This is a genomic window from Kangiella sp. (assembly GCF_048265365.1).
GTDB lineage: Bacteria > Pseudomonadota > Gammaproteobacteria > Enterobacterales > Kangiellaceae > Kangiella.
Genome location: NZ_JBLXBT010000001.1, coordinates 564206 through 581150, shown reverse-complemented (window position 1 = coordinate 581150; position 16945 = coordinate 564206). Strand labels below are relative to the sequence as shown.

Annotated in this window: 18 protein-coding genes and 1 pseudogene; 7 read left to right on the top strand and 12 right to left on the bottom strand. The window is 42.2% G+C overall.

Features of this window, described 5'->3' with window-relative positions:
• Nucleotides 1-67: 67 nt before the first annotated feature.
• Together ACN0VI_RS02770 and ACN0VI_RS02765 are read right to left on the bottom strand one after the other, a co-directional pair.
• Nucleotides 68-940: a hypothetical protein gene (locus ACN0VI_RS02770; protein ID WP_417445707.1), complete on the bottom strand. Its 873-nt coding sequence runs from the start codon at nt 938-940 to the stop codon at nt 68-70.
• 222 nt (nt 941-1162) lie between these two features.
• Nucleotides 1163-2962 (bottom strand): choice-of-anchor B family protein, encoded by a 1800-nt coding sequence (locus ACN0VI_RS02765; protein WP_417445706.1) that lies wholly within the window; start codon nt 2960-2962, stop codon nt 1163-1165.
• A 174-nt stretch (nt 2963-3136) separates the two neighbouring features.
• Between ACN0VI_RS02765 and ACN0VI_RS02760 the strand changes: the two genes are divergently transcribed.
• Nucleotides 3137-4177, top strand: a complete 1041-nt coding sequence (locus ACN0VI_RS02760; RefSeq protein WP_417445705.1) for an alpha/beta fold hydrolase — start codon at nt 3137-3139, stop codon at nt 4175-4177.
• Here ACN0VI_RS02760 and ACN0VI_RS02755 read toward each other — a convergent pair.
• From ACN0VI_RS02755 to ACN0VI_RS02745, 3 genes are all read right to left on the bottom strand, one after another.
• Nucleotides 4174-5367 (bottom strand): NADP-dependent malic enzyme, encoded by a 1194-nt coding sequence (locus tag ACN0VI_RS02755; protein ID WP_331892625.1) that lies wholly within the window; start codon nt 5365-5367, stop codon nt 4174-4176. The genes ACN0VI_RS02760 and ACN0VI_RS02755 overlap by 4 nt on opposite strands.
• A gap of 151 nt (nt 5368-5518) precedes the next feature.
• Nucleotides 5519-6109 carry a DoxX family protein gene (locus ACN0VI_RS02750; RefSeq protein ID WP_417445704.1) on the bottom strand — a complete coding sequence of 197 codons (591 nt, stop codon included), beginning with the start codon at nt 6107-6109 and terminating at the stop codon, nt 5519-5521.
• Between the two features lie 24 nt (nt 6110-6133).
• A complete protein-coding gene (locus ACN0VI_RS02745; protein WP_331892627.1) occupies nt 6134-7654 on the bottom strand; it encodes an FMN-binding glutamate synthase family protein in 1521 nt (506 codons plus the stop codon).
• Nucleotides 7655-7842: 188 nt separating this feature from the next.
• Between ACN0VI_RS02745 and ACN0VI_RS02740 the strand changes: the two genes are divergently transcribed.
• Nucleotides 7843-8493, top strand: a complete 651-nt coding sequence (locus ACN0VI_RS02740; RefSeq protein ID WP_417445703.1) for an RNA polymerase sigma factor — start codon at nt 7843-7845, stop codon at nt 8491-8493.
• Complete coding sequence (locus ACN0VI_RS02735; RefSeq protein WP_417445702.1) at nt 8487-8729, top strand: zf-HC2 domain-containing protein; 243 nt, start codon at nt 8487-8489, stop codon at nt 8727-8729. The genes ACN0VI_RS02740 and ACN0VI_RS02735 overlap by 7 nt, the downstream gene beginning before the upstream one ends.
• A 15-nt stretch (nt 8730-8744) precedes the next feature.
• On the opposite strand, the gene ACN0VI_RS02730 is transcribed toward ACN0VI_RS02735, so the two are convergent.
• On the bottom strand, nt 8745-9065 hold the full coding sequence (locus ACN0VI_RS02730) for an outer membrane protein assembly factor BamE (RefSeq protein WP_417445701.1): 321 nt from the start codon (nt 9063-9065) through the stop codon (nt 8745-8747).
• A gap of 123 nt (nt 9066-9188) precedes the next feature.
• Here ACN0VI_RS02730 and fur point away from each other — a divergent pair, with 123 nt between their 5' ends.
• The 3 genes from fur (at nt 9189) to ACN0VI_RS02715 (ending at nt 11050) form a co-directional block, all read left to right on the top strand.
• Nucleotides 9189-9590 (top strand): ferric iron uptake transcriptional regulator, encoded by a 402-nt coding sequence (gene fur / locus ACN0VI_RS02725; protein ID WP_331891052.1) that lies wholly within the window; start codon nt 9189-9191, stop codon nt 9588-9590.
• Nucleotides 9591-9987: 397 nt separating this feature from the next.
• Nucleotides 9988-10587: a DUF938 domain-containing protein gene (locus ACN0VI_RS02720; RefSeq protein WP_331891051.1), complete on the top strand. Its 600-nt coding sequence runs from the start codon at nt 9988-9990 to the stop codon at nt 10585-10587.
• 85 nt (nt 10588-10672) lie between these two features.
• Nucleotides 10673-11050, top strand: coding sequence for a hypothetical protein (locus ACN0VI_RS02715; protein ID WP_331891050.1), 378 nt, complete (start codon nt 10673-10675; stop codon nt 11048-11050).
• A 191-nt stretch (nt 11051-11241) separates the two neighbouring features.
• Here ACN0VI_RS02715 and rppH read toward each other — a convergent pair.
• A pseudogene (rppH, locus tag ACN0VI_RS02710) lies at nt 11242-11718 on the bottom strand (RNA pyrophosphohydrolase); the annotation flags it as partial.
• A gap of 78 nt (nt 11719-11796) precedes the next feature.
• Here rppH and mutH point away from each other — a divergent pair.
• Nucleotides 11797-12465, top strand: a complete 669-nt coding sequence (gene mutH / locus ACN0VI_RS02705; protein WP_417445700.1) for a DNA mismatch repair endonuclease MutH — start codon at nt 11797-11799, stop codon at nt 12463-12465.
• Nucleotides 12466-12476: 11 nt separating this feature from the next.
• On the opposite strand, the gene ACN0VI_RS02700 is transcribed toward mutH, so the two are convergent.
• From ACN0VI_RS02700 to ACN0VI_RS02680, 5 genes are all read right to left on the bottom strand, one after another.
• On the bottom strand, nt 12477-13532 hold the full coding sequence (locus ACN0VI_RS02700) for a tetratricopeptide repeat protein (protein WP_417445699.1): 1056 nt from the start codon (nt 13530-13532) through the stop codon (nt 12477-12479).
• Between the two features lie 72 nt (nt 13533-13604).
• Complete coding sequence (locus tag ACN0VI_RS02695; RefSeq protein WP_417445698.1) at nt 13605-14693, bottom strand: tetratricopeptide repeat protein; 1089 nt, start codon at nt 14691-14693, stop codon at nt 13605-13607.
• 6 nt (nt 14694-14699) lie between these two features.
• On the bottom strand, nt 14700-15797 hold the full coding sequence (locus tag ACN0VI_RS02690) for a tetratricopeptide repeat protein (protein ID WP_417445697.1): 1098 nt from the start codon (nt 15795-15797) through the stop codon (nt 14700-14702).
• A gap of 30 nt (nt 15798-15827) precedes the next feature.
• A complete protein-coding gene (locus ACN0VI_RS02685; RefSeq protein ID WP_417445696.1) occupies nt 15828-16640 on the bottom strand; it encodes an SAM-dependent methyltransferase in 813 nt (270 codons plus the stop codon).
• A 3-nt stretch (nt 16641-16643) separates the two neighbouring features.
• Complete coding sequence (locus ACN0VI_RS02680; RefSeq protein ID WP_417445695.1) at nt 16644-16859, bottom strand: hypothetical protein; 216 nt, start codon at nt 16857-16859, stop codon at nt 16644-16646.
• Nucleotides 16860-16945: the final 86 nt, after the last annotated feature.

Here is a 16945-nt window from a genome sequence, read left to right as displayed (position 1 = left end):
ACGATTTAAGATAAAGTAGGTAAGTAATTAGGTCGGCATTTGCCGACCTTTTTTTATACATTCAGCTTTATATGTCGTGATGATTCAGATTTGTATGAGCATGATTTTGCGAACGAGAGCTTAATAAACTTCGTCCAGAACGATAAATCAACCATAAGAAAAATATCGGAAACAGAATCGTTTGCACCACAAAAACGGTAATCAGCTCAATCACATTTTGACTAGCCCTTTCCGCTGCCGCCTGATAAGCCTCAATTTGTTTTTTAATGTCCAACTGACTTATGGCGTTGCTAAACCATTCTTTTGCACCTTGATAGGCCGAACGCCCGGGCTCCGTAACAGCTTCTTGTTCGGGGGTGTTATTTTCAATGGTTTTACTAACACCTTCTAATTCCACGCTGGCTTCTTGATAATTATTGTCCAGAAACACATGATAAAAACCCTCATTAGTCAACGCCATAACTGGGGTGGCAAATCTAACCAGGACTAAAAACATTGCTGCTTTAAACCACAAAGGATGCAAGCCAGCAGGCTTGTTTCGTTTGGCAATTAAGATGGCGCCATAGATCAACCAATAACCAACCACAAAATAATTAAAGATTTCCCAGGCAGACATAGCGAGTAATAGTTTCTGCACACCGATGGCAGATGCTGCGACTAACATTACCAGCGAAAAACGCTCGATCAGGTCATTCACCGGGTCAAGAATTTCGCCAGGAGAAACGTTCAAGCCAACTCCTGCCGGCTGCATGGCAACTTCAGCTTCTTGTGCCACTGATATAAGCCCATTGAGAGTTCTTGCAACAGCAAAAGAAATTAATGCACGCTTCAAAGCCTTATCAGCGTATTCCTCACCAAAGTGATCTAATGCCTTACTTCCGGCTAATAATGAGGCGAGCAACAAGCCTAAAATATAAATCCAAAGATTAAGTTTTTTCATAGAGTTACCTCGTTACGATTAGAATATCCTAGCAAGAGGCAATCGACAAATCTTGAAAAGGTTTATGGATTGAGTAGTAGTTATGGTTTACCGAATAAAGAGGAAAGCAACTGGGGCCGCACTGCTACCCATCCTGCCAGAGGTTTGGAGGGGTAGGATTTCCAGCAATGGATAGCAGCTTAATGCGGCTGATCCCAGAATTGCTCCTCCTTGAGGAGTCGTTTAGTTAGACATAAGATTCCTTCTCATGCCAAACAGTGTTAGTCCAAGTAATAGCCAAAGCGAAGTTGAGCCACCGCCTCCACCACCTGAGTCTGGTTCAGGTGCCGGTGCAGGTGGTGCTGGAGGCTCTGAGCCACCGATCTCACTATTATCTTTTAATACAAATAATCCATTAGAAATATCACTAACCAAAATATTCCCGCTAGGTAAATAAGGATAAACTCCCCATGCACCGTCGAACTGTGGGTCGTTGGCTTCGGGAATCGGATAAGTGTCGAAAAAGCCAATCTCTGTTGGAGTTGTAGGATCCGATACATCAAGTATCGTTAAACCACGCTTGTAGTTCGACATGTAGTATTTATCGCCTAATGTAAAACCGTTGTGGTCTATCGCAGGCGTTGAGCCCACATAAGAACCAACGATGCGAGGCGAAGTCAGGTCCTGAATATCCATGACATAAAGCGTGCTATTGACGCCGCGGTTACGCTCATCCAATTCATCTTGAATAAAGACATAATTTTTATCTTCTGAGTACCAGCCGGAGTGGGTATAGCTAGCGCCAGCATAACCGGTGCTGCTGATTCTGAATGGATTTGATTTATCGGTGGTATCCCAAATGTCTACAGTATTTTCGTTAAAGTCTACAAAGATCTCACAAGGGTTATGGCCATCGGCACACTGGCCTGTTCGTGCATCATCAATGATCAAATTAGTCGCATCATGAACATAGCCAGCTGAGCTCGGGGTACTAACAAGTGCTGGATTTTCCGGGTCTACCAAGTCAAACACGCGATATGAGCCATTATCAATATTGGAGCCAGCTATATACAAATAAGCTTCATGACCATCAAGCGCAGTCCCATCGGAATAATTGATGTTGCCAAGATAGACGTTATGCGCAGTTTGAAAGACATTGATGGTATTAACCAGCTCGATGGAATCGGGTGCATTGCTCAAATCTATAATCTGTAAACCGCCTTGCCCCTCGGTAGTAACATAGGCATAGACTTTATATTCGGAAGCAGCATCATCAAAGTACTGATAAACCTTAACATCGCGCCAGGTACTGTTAGCACCAGTAACGCTATCAACCTCAACAGGATTGACCGGCTCGGTCACATCGATCAGTACAGTTCCGTTATAAACCCCCATCACCGCATATTCACGGCTATTATTGAGATCCACATAACCCCAAATATCATTAGCGCTAGATGGTAATGAGCTTAATTGACTTAAAGGTAAGTGCGACTCAAGATCAACATTATGACAAGGGTATTCGTCGGCCTGTCCGCTAGAACACGTCAGTTGTTTTTCAACGCTGGTGGTAATTTTCTGGTAGCGTTCGAGAAGTTCAAGGTATTCAGGTTTAAGTCTCTGCTCGGGCAACCCTTTGGCATCTTGTAGTAAACGGAAACCTTTGTTGGCTAGCTGTTGACGGTACCCGGCAGGAATACCGGTAATAGTTGTCAGATATTTATCTGGATTTTGTTTAGCGAATTTATCTTGAGTGGAAAAGCCACCTTGAATGGCCACCATATCATTTAGCAGATAGAAGATATCCATTTCGCCAGCGTGGTAAGTGCCTGATGCAACATGAATTTTGTCGCCTTTGCTGGATTGATTGACGGCATAGGCAATGCTGGCACAAGGGGTAGTGGGCTTCGAACAATCACCCTGATCGTTGCCATCATCAGCAACATACCGCACCGGATGCGAACCGCTGTGAGCTAAAACTGATGAGTGCAGCAAAGAGGTGAGTATTAGTGCAATACTTCCTGTGACTGTAATTATTGACTTCATGTAAGCTACCCCGCTTCTATTTATACAATTTATCTGAGAAATTTTCTCAGAACTTACGACAATATCACATTAAAACAATAATACGCTGAACAGTTACAATCCGTTACAGAAAACTGCATTAAATCATCGGCTTAATATATAAAATGAAACTATTAAAATAGTGGGGACATAGCCATGGTTAGAATTGCAACTTTACTTTTTATGATACAGCTGAGCGGGCCAATTTATGCGAAGGATATTAGCTCTGGCACTGAAAGTCGCCTACCCGAAGCTAGCCAACTGATTAATATTAACGACCATAATTTGCATGTTCGGGAAATGGGTGTTCACAATCCTTTAAAACCCGATCTACTCTTATTGTCAGGACCAACTGATAACTGGCACAGTGATAGTGCCTGGTGGGCGCTGGGACAAAACTTTCTTGCACAAGAATATCATACGATTGCGATTGACCGAGCAGGCCATGCCTGGTCCGAAACAACTAGTGAGCCGTCTTATCGTCAGTTTGCCGCTGATTTGTCAAACTTTATCTTAGAGCGTGACAGGCCGGTTATTCTAGTCGCTTTTGCCAGTTCCAACTTGTCGGTTCATTCTTTAATGCAAAATGCTGATGTTGCTTCATTAGTTAAAGGTACTGTATTAATCGATCCTGATGCGTTAACCGATCACTCTATTGAGCATTACAGCTCCGAAACGGAACGCTATCGAAAAGGTTGGAGCGAAATCGAGCAGTTTATCAATGACGGCAAGTACGATGAGATCATGCAGCAGAAAATCAATGAAGAAAGAGAGCATTTACAAGCAATTATTTCTGCAGAGCATGAACACTACATGGATTGGGATTTCTACTCAGCCGTTGAGACCATTAGAAATACCAGAAGTTACCAGTTAGAAAAGTTCAGGGAGACCACTCATTATCGTGAGGATCTCATTCAAGCACAAAGTAACCCTCTGCCAGTCGATCTACCATTAGTCATTATTGATAGTGATTTTGAGACCGGCTACTTGCCAAAGATTGAGGACGAGTCAGTTAAAGCATCCATTATTCAATGGCGAGATGAAGGAAGAGACTGGTTTTTTCAGATATCTCAGAACAGTGAATGTGGCGCTTACTGGCCAATTGCATCTCAAGAGCACTTAATCATGATGGAACAGCCCGAGCTATTAACTCGGGCCATCGAAAAGTTATTACGTTGTGAACAAAAGAAGAATTAAAGAGGACGTTGCACGCCGTCTTTAATCGCTTGCTGTTTTACCGCTTCAGCAATTTTTTGCGCCACGTTGCGGTTCAATGGATCGGGTAATACGTGATCCGGTGCAAGATGATTGACGGCATCAGCTAGCGCATAAGCGGCAGCAATTTTCATTGCTTCGGTAATGCGGGTGGCACGTGCTTCCAGTGCTCCGCGGAAAATACCGGGGAATGCCAGAACGTTATTAACCTGATTCGGGAAGTCACTACGCCCCGTGCCGACTACCGCAGCGCCAGCTGCGATTGCTTCATCAGGCATAATTTCCGGGATCGGGTTGGCCATTGCTAGAATGATCGGATCCTTGTTCATCATCCTGATGTTTTCACCCGTTAACAAGTTGCCTTTGGACACACCGATAAAGACATCAGAATTGGTTAGTGCATCCAGCAATTTGCCATTACGATTATGACGATTGGTATAAGCTAAAAGTTTCTTCTTCTCATCATTCAGGTCAGAACGATCAGGTGAAATGATACCTTGCGAATCGCAGACCAGCACATCTTCAACCGGAATACAGGCTGCTTCATCATGACCTACACAGCGTAGTAATTTCGCAATGGCGGTACCCGCAGCGCCGGCACCGTTAATCACAACTTTTAATTGCTTAATGTCTTTGCCAGTAACCTTACAGGCATTGATTAAAGCTGCCAGCAAAACAATCGCTGTGCCATGTTGGTCATCATGAAAAACCGGGATGCCAATATCTTGCAGCGCTTCTTCAATCTCAAAGCATTTCGGCGCGGCAATATCTTCCAGGTTAATGCCACCAAAAGTTGGCGCAATCGCTTTAACGGCAGTAATGATTTCTGCGGCGCTTTTAGCATCCAGCACCAATGGTACGCCATCAATATCGGCAAACTCTTTAAACAGAATGGCTTTACCTTCCATGACAGGGAGGGCAGCTTCTGGGCCGATATTACCAAGTCCTAAAACTGCTGAACCATCGGACACGATGGCAACCGAATTACCTTTCATGGTGTAGAGGTAACTGGAGTTTTTGTCTTTGGCGATATGATTGGAAACTGCGGCTACACCCGGAGTGTAGGCAATTGATAAGTCTTCACGGTTTTGCAGTGGGACCTTGCTCTTAATGGCCCACTTGCCACGTAAATAACGATGAATATCTAAAGATTTTTTGAAGTAGTCGCTCATAAGTTAACTTGGTTCGCGATAAATGGGTGCAATGATACGCTTATTGTAAGCTATTTGTGGTCGGATATGCAGGTAATCATTGATGATTGCTGGAAAAAAATAGAACAAGCGCAAGATCGTTGATGACTTGCACTTGCTGTTAAACTAGTTTCTATTTTTTATTCGGAAACACTTTAGTTAACCAGTAGTCTGTCGAAAAATATCGGCCAGCGCCGGTAAAGAACAAGGATAGCAACATAATGAAGTAAGTTGCTGCAAATTCGATACCATTTTGCAGAATCACAATATTGCCTTTTTCGGTCAGCCAACTGTAATTCCCATGATCTTGTAGAATGGTTCGCGCTCTTGCAAGCCGCTCCGAGATTTCAGGATCTGTGGATTGAGCGATAGCGAACCAACCGTTATCCAAATGCACCGCAAAAACCGCAACCAACATGGTGATCATCAATGGAATGGTCATCCAGCGAACGGCAAAACCTATCAATAATAAGACAGCACCAACGGTTTCGGCGCTTGCCGCCAAGAAGGTCATCAATTCGGGAAAAGGTAGACCAAGCCCCCATTCGCTATTGCCAAACCAGCTCGCCGTCTCTTCGAAGTTAGCGAATTTACGCGTGCCTGCTTCCCAAAAAGGAAAGAACAGGAGTACTCTAAACAGTAAGGGCGGTAAGCCATCGAGGTGTTTAACTGAATTACACACAGCCCCAGTAAAACTATAATATTTATACGCTAAAGTTCGCATATAAATGCTCCTTTATGAGTGTATTTAAAGATTCCTGGTCGGAATCTTGTTTTCTTGATAAGGATGAACCTTATCTATTGGAGTCGAAAGTCCGTTTTCTGTTACAACGCGCATGTGATGGCGTTTCAAGCGGCGCGGTTCTTTAACCCCACACGAATGCGCAATCATGCCGACGGCTTTAACCATATTCTTATGATAATGATAGACGCGGACTGATTTGTCTGTGATGTCTAACCCTTTTTGCAAATCAGGATCATGGGTAGTGATACCAGTTGGGCAGGTGTTTTTATTGCACTGCATCGCTTGGATGCAACCAAGAGCGAACATAAAGCCACGTGCAGATAGTGCAAAATCAGCACCCATAGCCAAGGCCCAGGCCACAGCAGATGGGTTGATCATTTTGCCGGAACAGATAACTTTGATGCGATCGCGTAAGCCTTGCTGTTGCAGAATATCAATGGTCATGGGCAGGCTTTCTTTAAGAGTTAAGCCCACATAATCAAACAGCGGTTGCGGCGCCGCGCCGGAGCCGCCATCGGCGCTATCGATGGAAATAAAGTCAGGAGCGAACTCAATTCCACGTTTATGAATCTCACCACACAGCTCATATAAGAAGTGCTCGTTACCCAAAACCGTTTTAAAACCTACCGGTTTTCCCGTAACTTCCCGGATATGATTGATCATATCTAGCAGGTCGCTAATATTGTGAATATCAGGATGACCATTGGGACTAATCGAAGCCTTCCCTTCGGGGATGCCGCGAATTTTGGCAATTTCAGCATTGACCTTTTTGGCGGGGAGAATGCCGCCTTTGCCCGGCTTTGCACCTTGTGCAAGCTTCAACTCGATCATTTTGACTTGCGGGTGTTCGGCAACCTCCTTCAGTTTGTCATCGCTCAGTTTGCCTTCGCCATCGCGTGCACCATACTTCGCTGTGCCTATCTGGAAGACCACATCGGCCCCACCCGCCAGATGATAAGGTGATAAACCACCTTCACCGGTATTAATCCAACACCCCGCTCGAGCAGCACCGCGTGACAAAGCTTCTACCGCAACTTTAGACAATGCACCGTAGCTCATGCCTGAAATATTAAAGAAACTACGAGCAAGATAGGGTGTGCGGCAATAGGGACCGACCATCACAGGTGACGCTTCAACTGAGTTCTCCTCCAGAGTTGGGAACTGATCATTCATAAACAGAACCGTGCCGACCTGGTTTAAATTGCGGGTTGAACCAAAAGCTTGAGTTCGACTGACGTTTTTTGCTGCGCGATAAGCCCAGTTTCGCTCTGCACGATTAAAAGGCATCTCCTCGCGGTCCATGGAAAAGAAGTATTGGCGGAAGAACTCACCGAGATGCTCAAACCAATAGCGGAAACGTCCAATAACAGGAAAGTTGTGACGAATCGCGTGTTTTTTCTGTTTAGTATCAATGGCATAGAAGACGATAATGGTAAAAATCAATAGAATCATAGCGACCACAAAAATGCTCGCAATCCACTCCATTACGGTTTTAACAAATGACATAAAGCCTTCTGATTGCATTACGTTTTTCCTTTCCGGTGTATTAATATAAACGCGCTGACATGAGCTAGCATTCAATATACTATTGATAGGGAAAACTTCAATTGCGGGCTTCAGTGTAATATCTATAGCGAGCGCTACTCTAATGCCGTTATTCTAATGTGAATACCCACAATAGATCGATGTAAACAATTAATATAAGAGGATTGATGGATAAAACTGACCTGTCTGAAGAAAGAGATCTGCCAGAAGAAAGTGAATTAATTCAAAGGCTAATCAATAATGACCAACAGTTATTCATGACCGTGGTTAAGGCTTGGCACTCTTCTCTTTATAGTGTTGCTGCTGCAATTGTCGGCCACTCGATAGCAGATGAAGTGGTTCAAGAGGCTTGGGTGTCTGTGATCAGAGCACTTCCTAAATTCGAAGAACGCTCTGCTCTCAAAACCTGGGTCACAAGAATTGTCGCTAATGAAGCTAAAAACCGTTATCGCAAAGAATCGCGCTCGGTGTCCTTAGAATCAGTCGATGAACATTGGGCAACTGATAGCAGAATGATCAATGATTCCCGATTTGACAGTAGTGGCCATTGGAATCAGAGAAATCCTGCCTGGGATATGGGTTCACCGGATGAGCTGTTAGCTGCCGATGAATTGCAAGATTGTGTGGATAAACATCTCACTCGCTTACCCGATCAGCAAAAATACATTATGGAGCTGCGCGATTCAGCCGGCATGGAGATGGAAGAAATTTGTAACATTCTTGAAGTCAGCTCATCCAATGCTAGAGTGCTACTACATCGCGCCAGAGATAAAATTCAGCAGGTAGTGGCCAAATTCCAGAGGACAGGCGAATGTTAAGTTGCAAACACCTGGTCGAACAGGCCAGCGAATACATCGATGAAGAAATGACTACAGTTAAGAGAATACAGGTCAAACTGCATCTATTCATGTGCGTCAGCTGTCGCCGTTATATCAAGCAACTGAAACTGACCATAACCATGCTAGGCAGGAAAAGTCGTCATCAGGCATCAGAAGAAATGTGCCATCTTCTGTTGAAAGAGTATCAAAAAACCCTGCCGAAGCAGGGTTCCTAAACAAGTTACTAAGATTTATTCCTCAGTTTCAGGCTTAATGGTGCCTTCCATCGACTGCAATATCTCACCATCAAAGTGCAGAATCAGACGCTTTTCGCGTCGTTCACCCTTTGACGGCACCATATAATACAAGTAGTACCAGGTATCATCGTTAAGGTTGGTGTTAAGAGCCGGATTGCCCAGCACGAAAGAAATCTGGCCCTTGGTCATGCCAGGTCTAATCTTGTTTACTTCAGATTGCTCAAGAATATTACCTTGCTGAATGGTTGGTTTATAAACGCAAGCGCTTAACAAGCTGAAACTGACTAAAAGCGCAGAAAGAAAAATAGTTTTCATGAATATCCTGATAGTTAGTGTTTTTTGCTGTAATGGCCATACACAAGTATACTGAATGGCTTTTCATAAATTCTTGGCATAGTATAATCATTTTGCCGCGCAAATCTATTGGAGGATGAGTTTTTGGAAAATCAGCAGCTAAAAAAAGCCGGATTAAAGGTTACCCTACCGAGAGTTAAGATATTACAAATCCTGGAAAGTTCAGAAGATCGTCACCTTAGCGCGGAAGACGTCTATAAGTTATTGCTCGAAGCCGGAGATGATGTTGGCTTAGCAACGGTTTACAGGGTATTAACCCAATTTGAGTCAGCAGGGCTGGTCACTCGCCACAACTTTGAAGGCGGTCACTCTGTATTTGAAATTGATGATGGTGAACACCACGACCACATGGTCAATGTGGATGATGGCACCGTTATTGAGTTTTTCAGCGAAGAAATCGAAGACTTGCAGCACAAGATTGCTAAAAAGCATGGTGTTGAAATTGTGGATCATAGCCTTGTTCTTTATGTCAAAAACAAGAAATAAAATGGTCTTTTCGCCCAATAGCTGTACTGCAACTGGCTGCAAAATCCTCATTTTATAATTTATGAAATACGCTTTGTTGATGCGCGGTGAACGTGCCGCGCACTCTCAAGAAAAATCCTCATATTAAATAGTTATCTGTATTACCAATATTTCTGGTATGACCGACTAATGAGTCGCCCCCTACTTAGATTAAAACCGGACACTAACAAAAGGTAAACTCCTAGCTTCTCATCACTTTTTGTCTCGTCCTCGAAATCAAACCCTACGTTTCTGACTCTATAAATTCTCGTTTTCACCTCTCTATAACAGCTTACATTTGCTAATCGGTAGCTTGTTCCAGTTTAGAGTCATCGGTTACTATAATTACAACACCATTTGATATGATTAAGGATTAACAATGCGCCAATTTAGCGAAGCGTGTGAGCGCAACAAAGGGCCGATTCTGGATGCTATCAAGCCCTATTTGCAGCACAGCAATGAGGTGCTGGAGATTGGCTCTGGCACTGGTCAACACGCAGCCTGGTTCGCTGGGGCCATGCCTCACCTGACCTGGCACACTAGCGATCTCCGCGAAAACCATCCCTCTATCATGGCCTGGGTTGAATCAAGTGAGCTGCCTAATCTCCGTAAACCACGCACACTGGATGTAGCGCAAGCAGTCTGGCCGGTCAATCAGGCCGATGCCATCTTCACCGCCAACACCTGCCATATCATGTCCTGGGAACGGGTGCGCGATATGTTCCAGGGCGCTAGCCGCGTATTAAAGCCCGGCGGCCACCTGTTGATCTATGGGCCATTCAACGTCAACGGAGAATACACCTCAGAATCCAACAAAGCGTTTGATGCCTCCTTAAAGGAACGAGATCCCGAAAGCGGTCTGCGCGATTATGATGATATGAATCGTGTGGCACGCCATAACGGCTTTTCGCTGATACAGCGCCATGAAATGCCTGCCAATAACATGCTATTGGCCTATCAAAAGAACTCGGCTTTTTAAAACTAGACAACCACAATTCATCATATTTCAGCCATTAAAACCTCCTTTTTTCAGCGTCTAATACGAGCTTTAAGAAGGAGGTTTTATGTTTACCAAACTTACTATTTTTATCTGTTTATTATCTTTTAGCTTCAATTCCTTTGCATGTGGCGGCTCCAGCTCCTCTTTGATGGAGGATCTTCTGATAATTATTTCGTTTGGGTTGATTCTGGCCTGTGCTTTTATGCTACCCCTTAGTGTTGTCCTCTTTAACACTCACTACCGCCCCCCTCACACTGCTTATTTTATTGGCTATTTTGCTTGTACGGTCGTTATCCTGACACTGATGTTCTATGTAAACAACGCCATAGCTTTTTATTTAACCGTACTTTTGTGCTTATTTTGTGCTATGCCAACGATCCATACTCTACTGCTGGCAATATCCCAGAATAAACATGCAGGCAAAAAAAGAGCAGCTGATTAGCTGCTCTGTTGGTCTTTATTGCCACGATACGGATGGCGCGGGCGGCGTTTTCGTTTACCCTGCTTATTTCCCCCATCATTACGATTCTGATGGTTAGGGCGAGATCTTGATTCCTCGCTGGGCGGGGTTACACCACGTTGATTGGTGTCATTTTTCTCTGACTTATAGTGCTTTGAGGGCTTACCCTTAAACTGAAAGCGGAACATGCTGCCCATCAGTTCAGACAAGGCCGCGCGATAAACATCACGCTTGAAATTCACCACATTACGCACTGGATACCAATAGTTAACCCAGATAAAGCCATCAAACTCCGGGTGGTCGGTGGCAGCAAAGTCGATTTTACTCTCATCAGCCAACAGCTGGAGTAAGAACCACTTTTGTTTTTGTCCAAGACACAATGGTTGTGAATTTTGTCTTATTAAACGCTGGGGCAATCGGTATTTATACCAATGCTGCGTACTCCCTAGAATACGGACATCATCTTTTTCAAGGCCGACTTCTTCGTGTAATTCTCGGTACATGGTCTGTTCCGCGCTTTCGCCGGGATGCACTCCTCCTTGAGGGAACTGCCATGATGTTTGTCCGAAGCGGCGTGTCCAGAGCAACTGGCCCTGATCATTACAAATGATGATGCCGACGTTAGCTCTAAAGCCTTCTGCGTCGATCATCGATCTATCCAAATCATAAAACTTTGTTATCATTGTTCCACAGACTTAGATTTTCGACAATAAAAAATTATACCGCCTATGACACAGCAGACTTACGCAACGAAGCAAGAGCTACTCGACAAAGCTCAATCTCTGGCAGGTTTTACCCTCGGCGAGCTGGCGATGCAATATCAATCCGAGTTACCGCAACACCTGCTTCGTGAGAAAGGGCGTATAGGTCAATTCTTTGAATATCTGCTTGGCGCCACTTCAGGTTCGCTGGCCCAACCCGACTTTCTTGAACTCGGAATCGAACTAAAAACTCTTCCTATCGACAGCGCAGGCCGTCCGCTCGAATCGACCTATGTCAGCGTTGTACCCTTAAAAGATCTCCATGGCCTGAACTGGCACAACTCAGTAGTGCGTCATAAATTAATGCAGGTATTATGGATTCCCATTCTTGCTGAACGAACAATTCCAGTTGAAAAACGACAAGTAGCCATGCCATTTATCTGGCAACCAACATCACGCCAGGAAAACTTACTTAGAAAAGATTTTGAAGATGCTATTGAAACAGTGGCAATGGGTCAAATTGAACAGATAGACGCGCGTTATGGAGAAGTGATGCAGGTTCGACCCAAAGCAGCCAACGCAAAGGCATTAACTGAAGCAATAGGACCGGATGGAGAGATGATTAAAACATTGCCAAGAGGGTTTTATTTAAGGCCATCGTTTACTCGACAAATTCTGGAAAACAATTTTAGCTAATAAAGATTTAACTACTTCCTGCGACTAACCAGGTAATACGCCATTTTGCGTTTGTTGGTCATAATATCTATTTCTTTTTCTAGTTGGATATATTGATGATAATACTCAACGGCTTTCTTTAACTCTCCGGTTTCAGAATAAACACTCGCCAAGATCTGTGAAAGCTCCATTAAACGTACTTTATCGTTTAGCTCTTCTGCTCTATGGTAAGCTAATTCTGCAATATTCTTAGCATTTGTAAAATCTTTTAACTCAAGATAAGTTGAAGCAAGTCTAATTTCAAAAACATTGGTCATCGTTTTATAGTCAACTGACATTACTACAGGGTAGTGCTCCTTGAGTAATTCTAACGCTTTATCACTTTTGTTAGACTGAGCCATTAACTTTGTTTGCAAGTCTAAAGCCAGTGTGTAATAAATAGGATCATTAGCCTCTGTACAATGAAGCATAGCTTCTTCGCTGTGAATGCGCGCCATATCGACATTTTTTATGCTCAACTCTAAATCTGCCAACTCAAAATAACTACCGCATAGTTGTAATGGATGCTTATTCTGACTGACAACCTTAAGCATTTGTCGTGCATAACCAATAGCCGTATTTGTCATTCCTGACTGTCTATATAAGCTGGTTAAATTCTGTAATGCTGCATACTTATGCCATGGATGGTAATCCATAGACTCCAGACCATCTGTCGCATCAGACGCATGCTGGTACGCCTGCTCATAATCACCTGCAAATAAATAGATATTCGAAACTAATGCATGGGATCGAGTAACAAGTGTTTCATACTTAGAGCTACGAATTAACTCTTCAAGCTGCTGTGTTGAATCATCAAACTTACCTTCAAGTGCTAAAGCATGCCCTTTGAAAAAAATTGTTAACTCCTTTTGCTCTAAGCTTAATTTATTGTAGTTCGCTTCTAAAAGAGCAATACTTTCTTTTGCCAAGTCAACATTTGAAGTTTTATTTATTTCTATACTTTCGAGTATGGAATCATAATTTTGTGCATTAGATACTGTTATAGTTAAAAAACTAAAAATAATGGTTATTAAGCCTATACTCTTCATGATTCACACTTTTTCAACTGCAAATTATTAACCAGTCTCTTTGCTGCGTTATTGTGTTGGTTGTGTGTCATGTTAATCACTTTGAACACTAGCCATGTAATAGGCTAATTTTCTCTGATTAGTAATAATCTCTAATTGCTTCTCTAGCTGCATATACTCTTGATAATACTCAACAGACTTTTCTAAATCGTTTAGTTCTGAATATATGCTTGCTAAAAGTTTACAGGCCTCCATAAGGCGCGTGGAATCATTATATTTTTTAGTTCTTTCATAGGCGGAATTGGCATAAACGAGTGCCTCATCAATTTTTTCTGCCGCTAAATATGCTTCTGATAGTTTAATTTCATAGAGATTACTAAGACTCTTATAGTCTATTTCCTTAACTCTCTCTTCCCATGCTTTTAAAATATTGATTGCTGAATCTTGGTTTTCTATAAGTAAATAATACTCTGCTCTACGCTCTGCAACTAAAACCTTAAAAATATCATCTCCAGTTTTATCACAGTAGTCCTCAGCAGACTTCAATCTTAAGTCTGCAATTTCAACTGAGCTTTTCTCTACTTCCCAGCTGGCCATCTCATAGTTACCAACGCATAGCTTCAATACATCTTTTTGCTTTTCAGCAATGCTCAGCATTTGCCGACTATACTCCATAGCCTTTGACAACAATCCAGATTGTTTGTAAAGACTCGAAGCATTTTGAAGCACCGCAAATTTGTGTAATTTTTTTTCATCGAGACTTGCTAAATTTTCCAGTGAACGGGCGGAGTGCACAAATGCATCCTTATATTCTCCTTCAAATAAATAGATATTCGATAATAAAGAATGTGCTCTTGCTTTAAGATCAATTGTTGTTGCAGTTAGTGTTAAATTCTCAAGCTCTCTTTGTGACTGGTCATACTCACCCATTATTGCTAGTGAATGTGCAAAATAGAGTTTGTATAAGTCTTTCTGTTCATCACTTAGTTCAGATAATGAACTTTCTAGTTCCCTCAACATTTCTCTTGCACGTTGTGGATTTGATGTTTTTATAAATTCTAGCGCTTCTAACTGCTTATCATAGTTGATAGCTTCTTGTTCATTGCCTTTTGATGGATTGTTAAATAGTACAAGCAAACATAACAATAGTGTTTTCAAACTTCTTAATAATAATACCTTCATCCTTAATTACCTTCCATTCGCCCTTGTTCTAAGGGTTAGATTCTCTGTTTCTCTTGTAGACTGGAATGCCAATTTCCTTTTGCGCACCTTAGTTCTTAACTCGTTATTCAATTCCATATATTCCTTATAATACTTTATAGCTTTTTCGTTATTTTTCATTTCTGAATAGATTTTGGCCAACACAGCCGAAGCTTCCAAAGTACGCTTTTTATCCTGAATTCCCTTTGCTATCTTGTAGGCTTTTGTGGCATATTTTTCTGCCTCATTTAGTCTGTTTTTAACAAGGTAGATTTCAGAATAAATAATATTTGCTCTTGAAGTTAGAACTTCCCAATCATAATGCGTTATATCTTTATACTTTTCTTCCATGATTTTCTCAGCCTTATCATATCGCTTATTAATCATTGCGATTTGCGCTAAACTGGCATCAATTTCAAGCAAGACCAAGCGCTGGCGTGACTCTTTACAGTGTTGTCTTGTTGATTTTAATCTTTCTTCCGCTATTTTTGTTTTTTGTGCCATTATTTCAATTGAAGCAAGTTCATAATTGGCATGGCACAAAGGTTCATTTTTATTACTTCTAATTGCTTCGGTTAGATGTCTTCTTGATAATTCTAAAGCAAATTCAATTAACTCTGCTTCTTTATAAACTCCTACTGCATTCTGCAATATATCTAGGCGGTATATTGGGTCGTTAACTTCCGATAATTGACTTAACGAATTGTCTAATGCAACAAAAGCATCTATATCATTTCCTTGAATATTTTGGATGACTGCCAGTATAGAATATGCTCTTGACCGAATATCTATAGAGTTACTATTTAAGGTTAGAGTCGTCAGCAGTTCCTTTGCTCCCTCATAATCGGATTGCATTGCTTTTGAATGCGCTAATAGCAACAAGTATAGATCTTTCTCGGCCTCATTAAATTCTGAATCAAACTGACTAATTTCATCTAGTTGATTACTTGCATTTTCGATATCATTCAGCCTGACTGATTCTATACTTTTTAATTGACTGTAATAATCAATGTCATCACCGATAGACTTAGCATCCAAGGGCGAAATAAAAAGTGTACATATTGTTGTTGCTAGATATATTTTCATGTCCATATGATATCAGAATTTGTAGATTGGTTAACTATTGACCACCCTCTTAGCAATATCTTGTTCCTCAATTGCTAACAGTTCAAGTACTCTCTGGTTTGGTTTAAGTTCCTCCGCTGGAGGCACGACTAAAGTCGAATGCAGCTTAAGTTTTTGTTTATACAAGTCTTTCAGTGGGATAGTATCCTGTCTGACTCCCTCAACTGGTAATATTGCTGCCTCATAAATAATTACTGAATGCTCGGCCGAATACCATTGCAGCATATGCTCAATAAATATTTTGACCCAGCTTTCGTTGGTGCTGAGGCTGGTTGCGGTATGTTCTCCGACCAAACCTATCTGCCACAACACTAGATATCCCCTGTTATTGGGTATATGGTCATAAAGTAAAAACTGAGTAGCTTCAAAGTGTTGCAGCCCTCTTGTGCCAGGATCAATACTCAAGTCGGCATATAAACAGGCCTCAGCTGAAATGCCTGGCTCCATATGTGCAAGATAGCCTTCACTGCGCGCTTGCCTTACTGTTTCATGAGGTGCCCAGGCAAATACTCCGGCATGGCCATAAAAAGCTCCGCAGACATTTTTACCAGCTCTGACTTCGCCCATCATCATGGCTACCATTTCTTCATAAGTATCCATGCGATGTTTGCCTTCGGCATACAACCCTTGCAGACTGATCACATTTGCGTTTATCTGTATAAGCCAGGTTTCAATTAATGAATGGGGTACCAAGCAAAAGATAACATCAGCATGTTCTAGATAACTGCGTGCACGTACTGAAATATGTCCCGCCAGCAACATACCGGTACTTACGGCAACAAATTGTCCCGCTTTACTCGTCACTTGTTAATCTTTCATCATTTTAATAATGGTGATGAGATGTGCTTTCTCGCCAATGATTTTTTGCACCTGCTTTTGATCACCCGAAAGAATGGCTTTAATTTCTGTCTGCTCAAGTCCCATCTGTTCCATTACCGCTTGCGGATTCTCAAGGTAAGACTGGTTGAGTTGGCTATCTTCGGATAACTTAATAATAAATTCTTCTAGTTTTTTCTTAGACATTACTCCCTCCTGTTATTTATAGTTAAGCTTCTCTTGTATAAACGATCAGCTACAAAAAAGCCAGCAAACGCTGGCTTTTTCCTTTC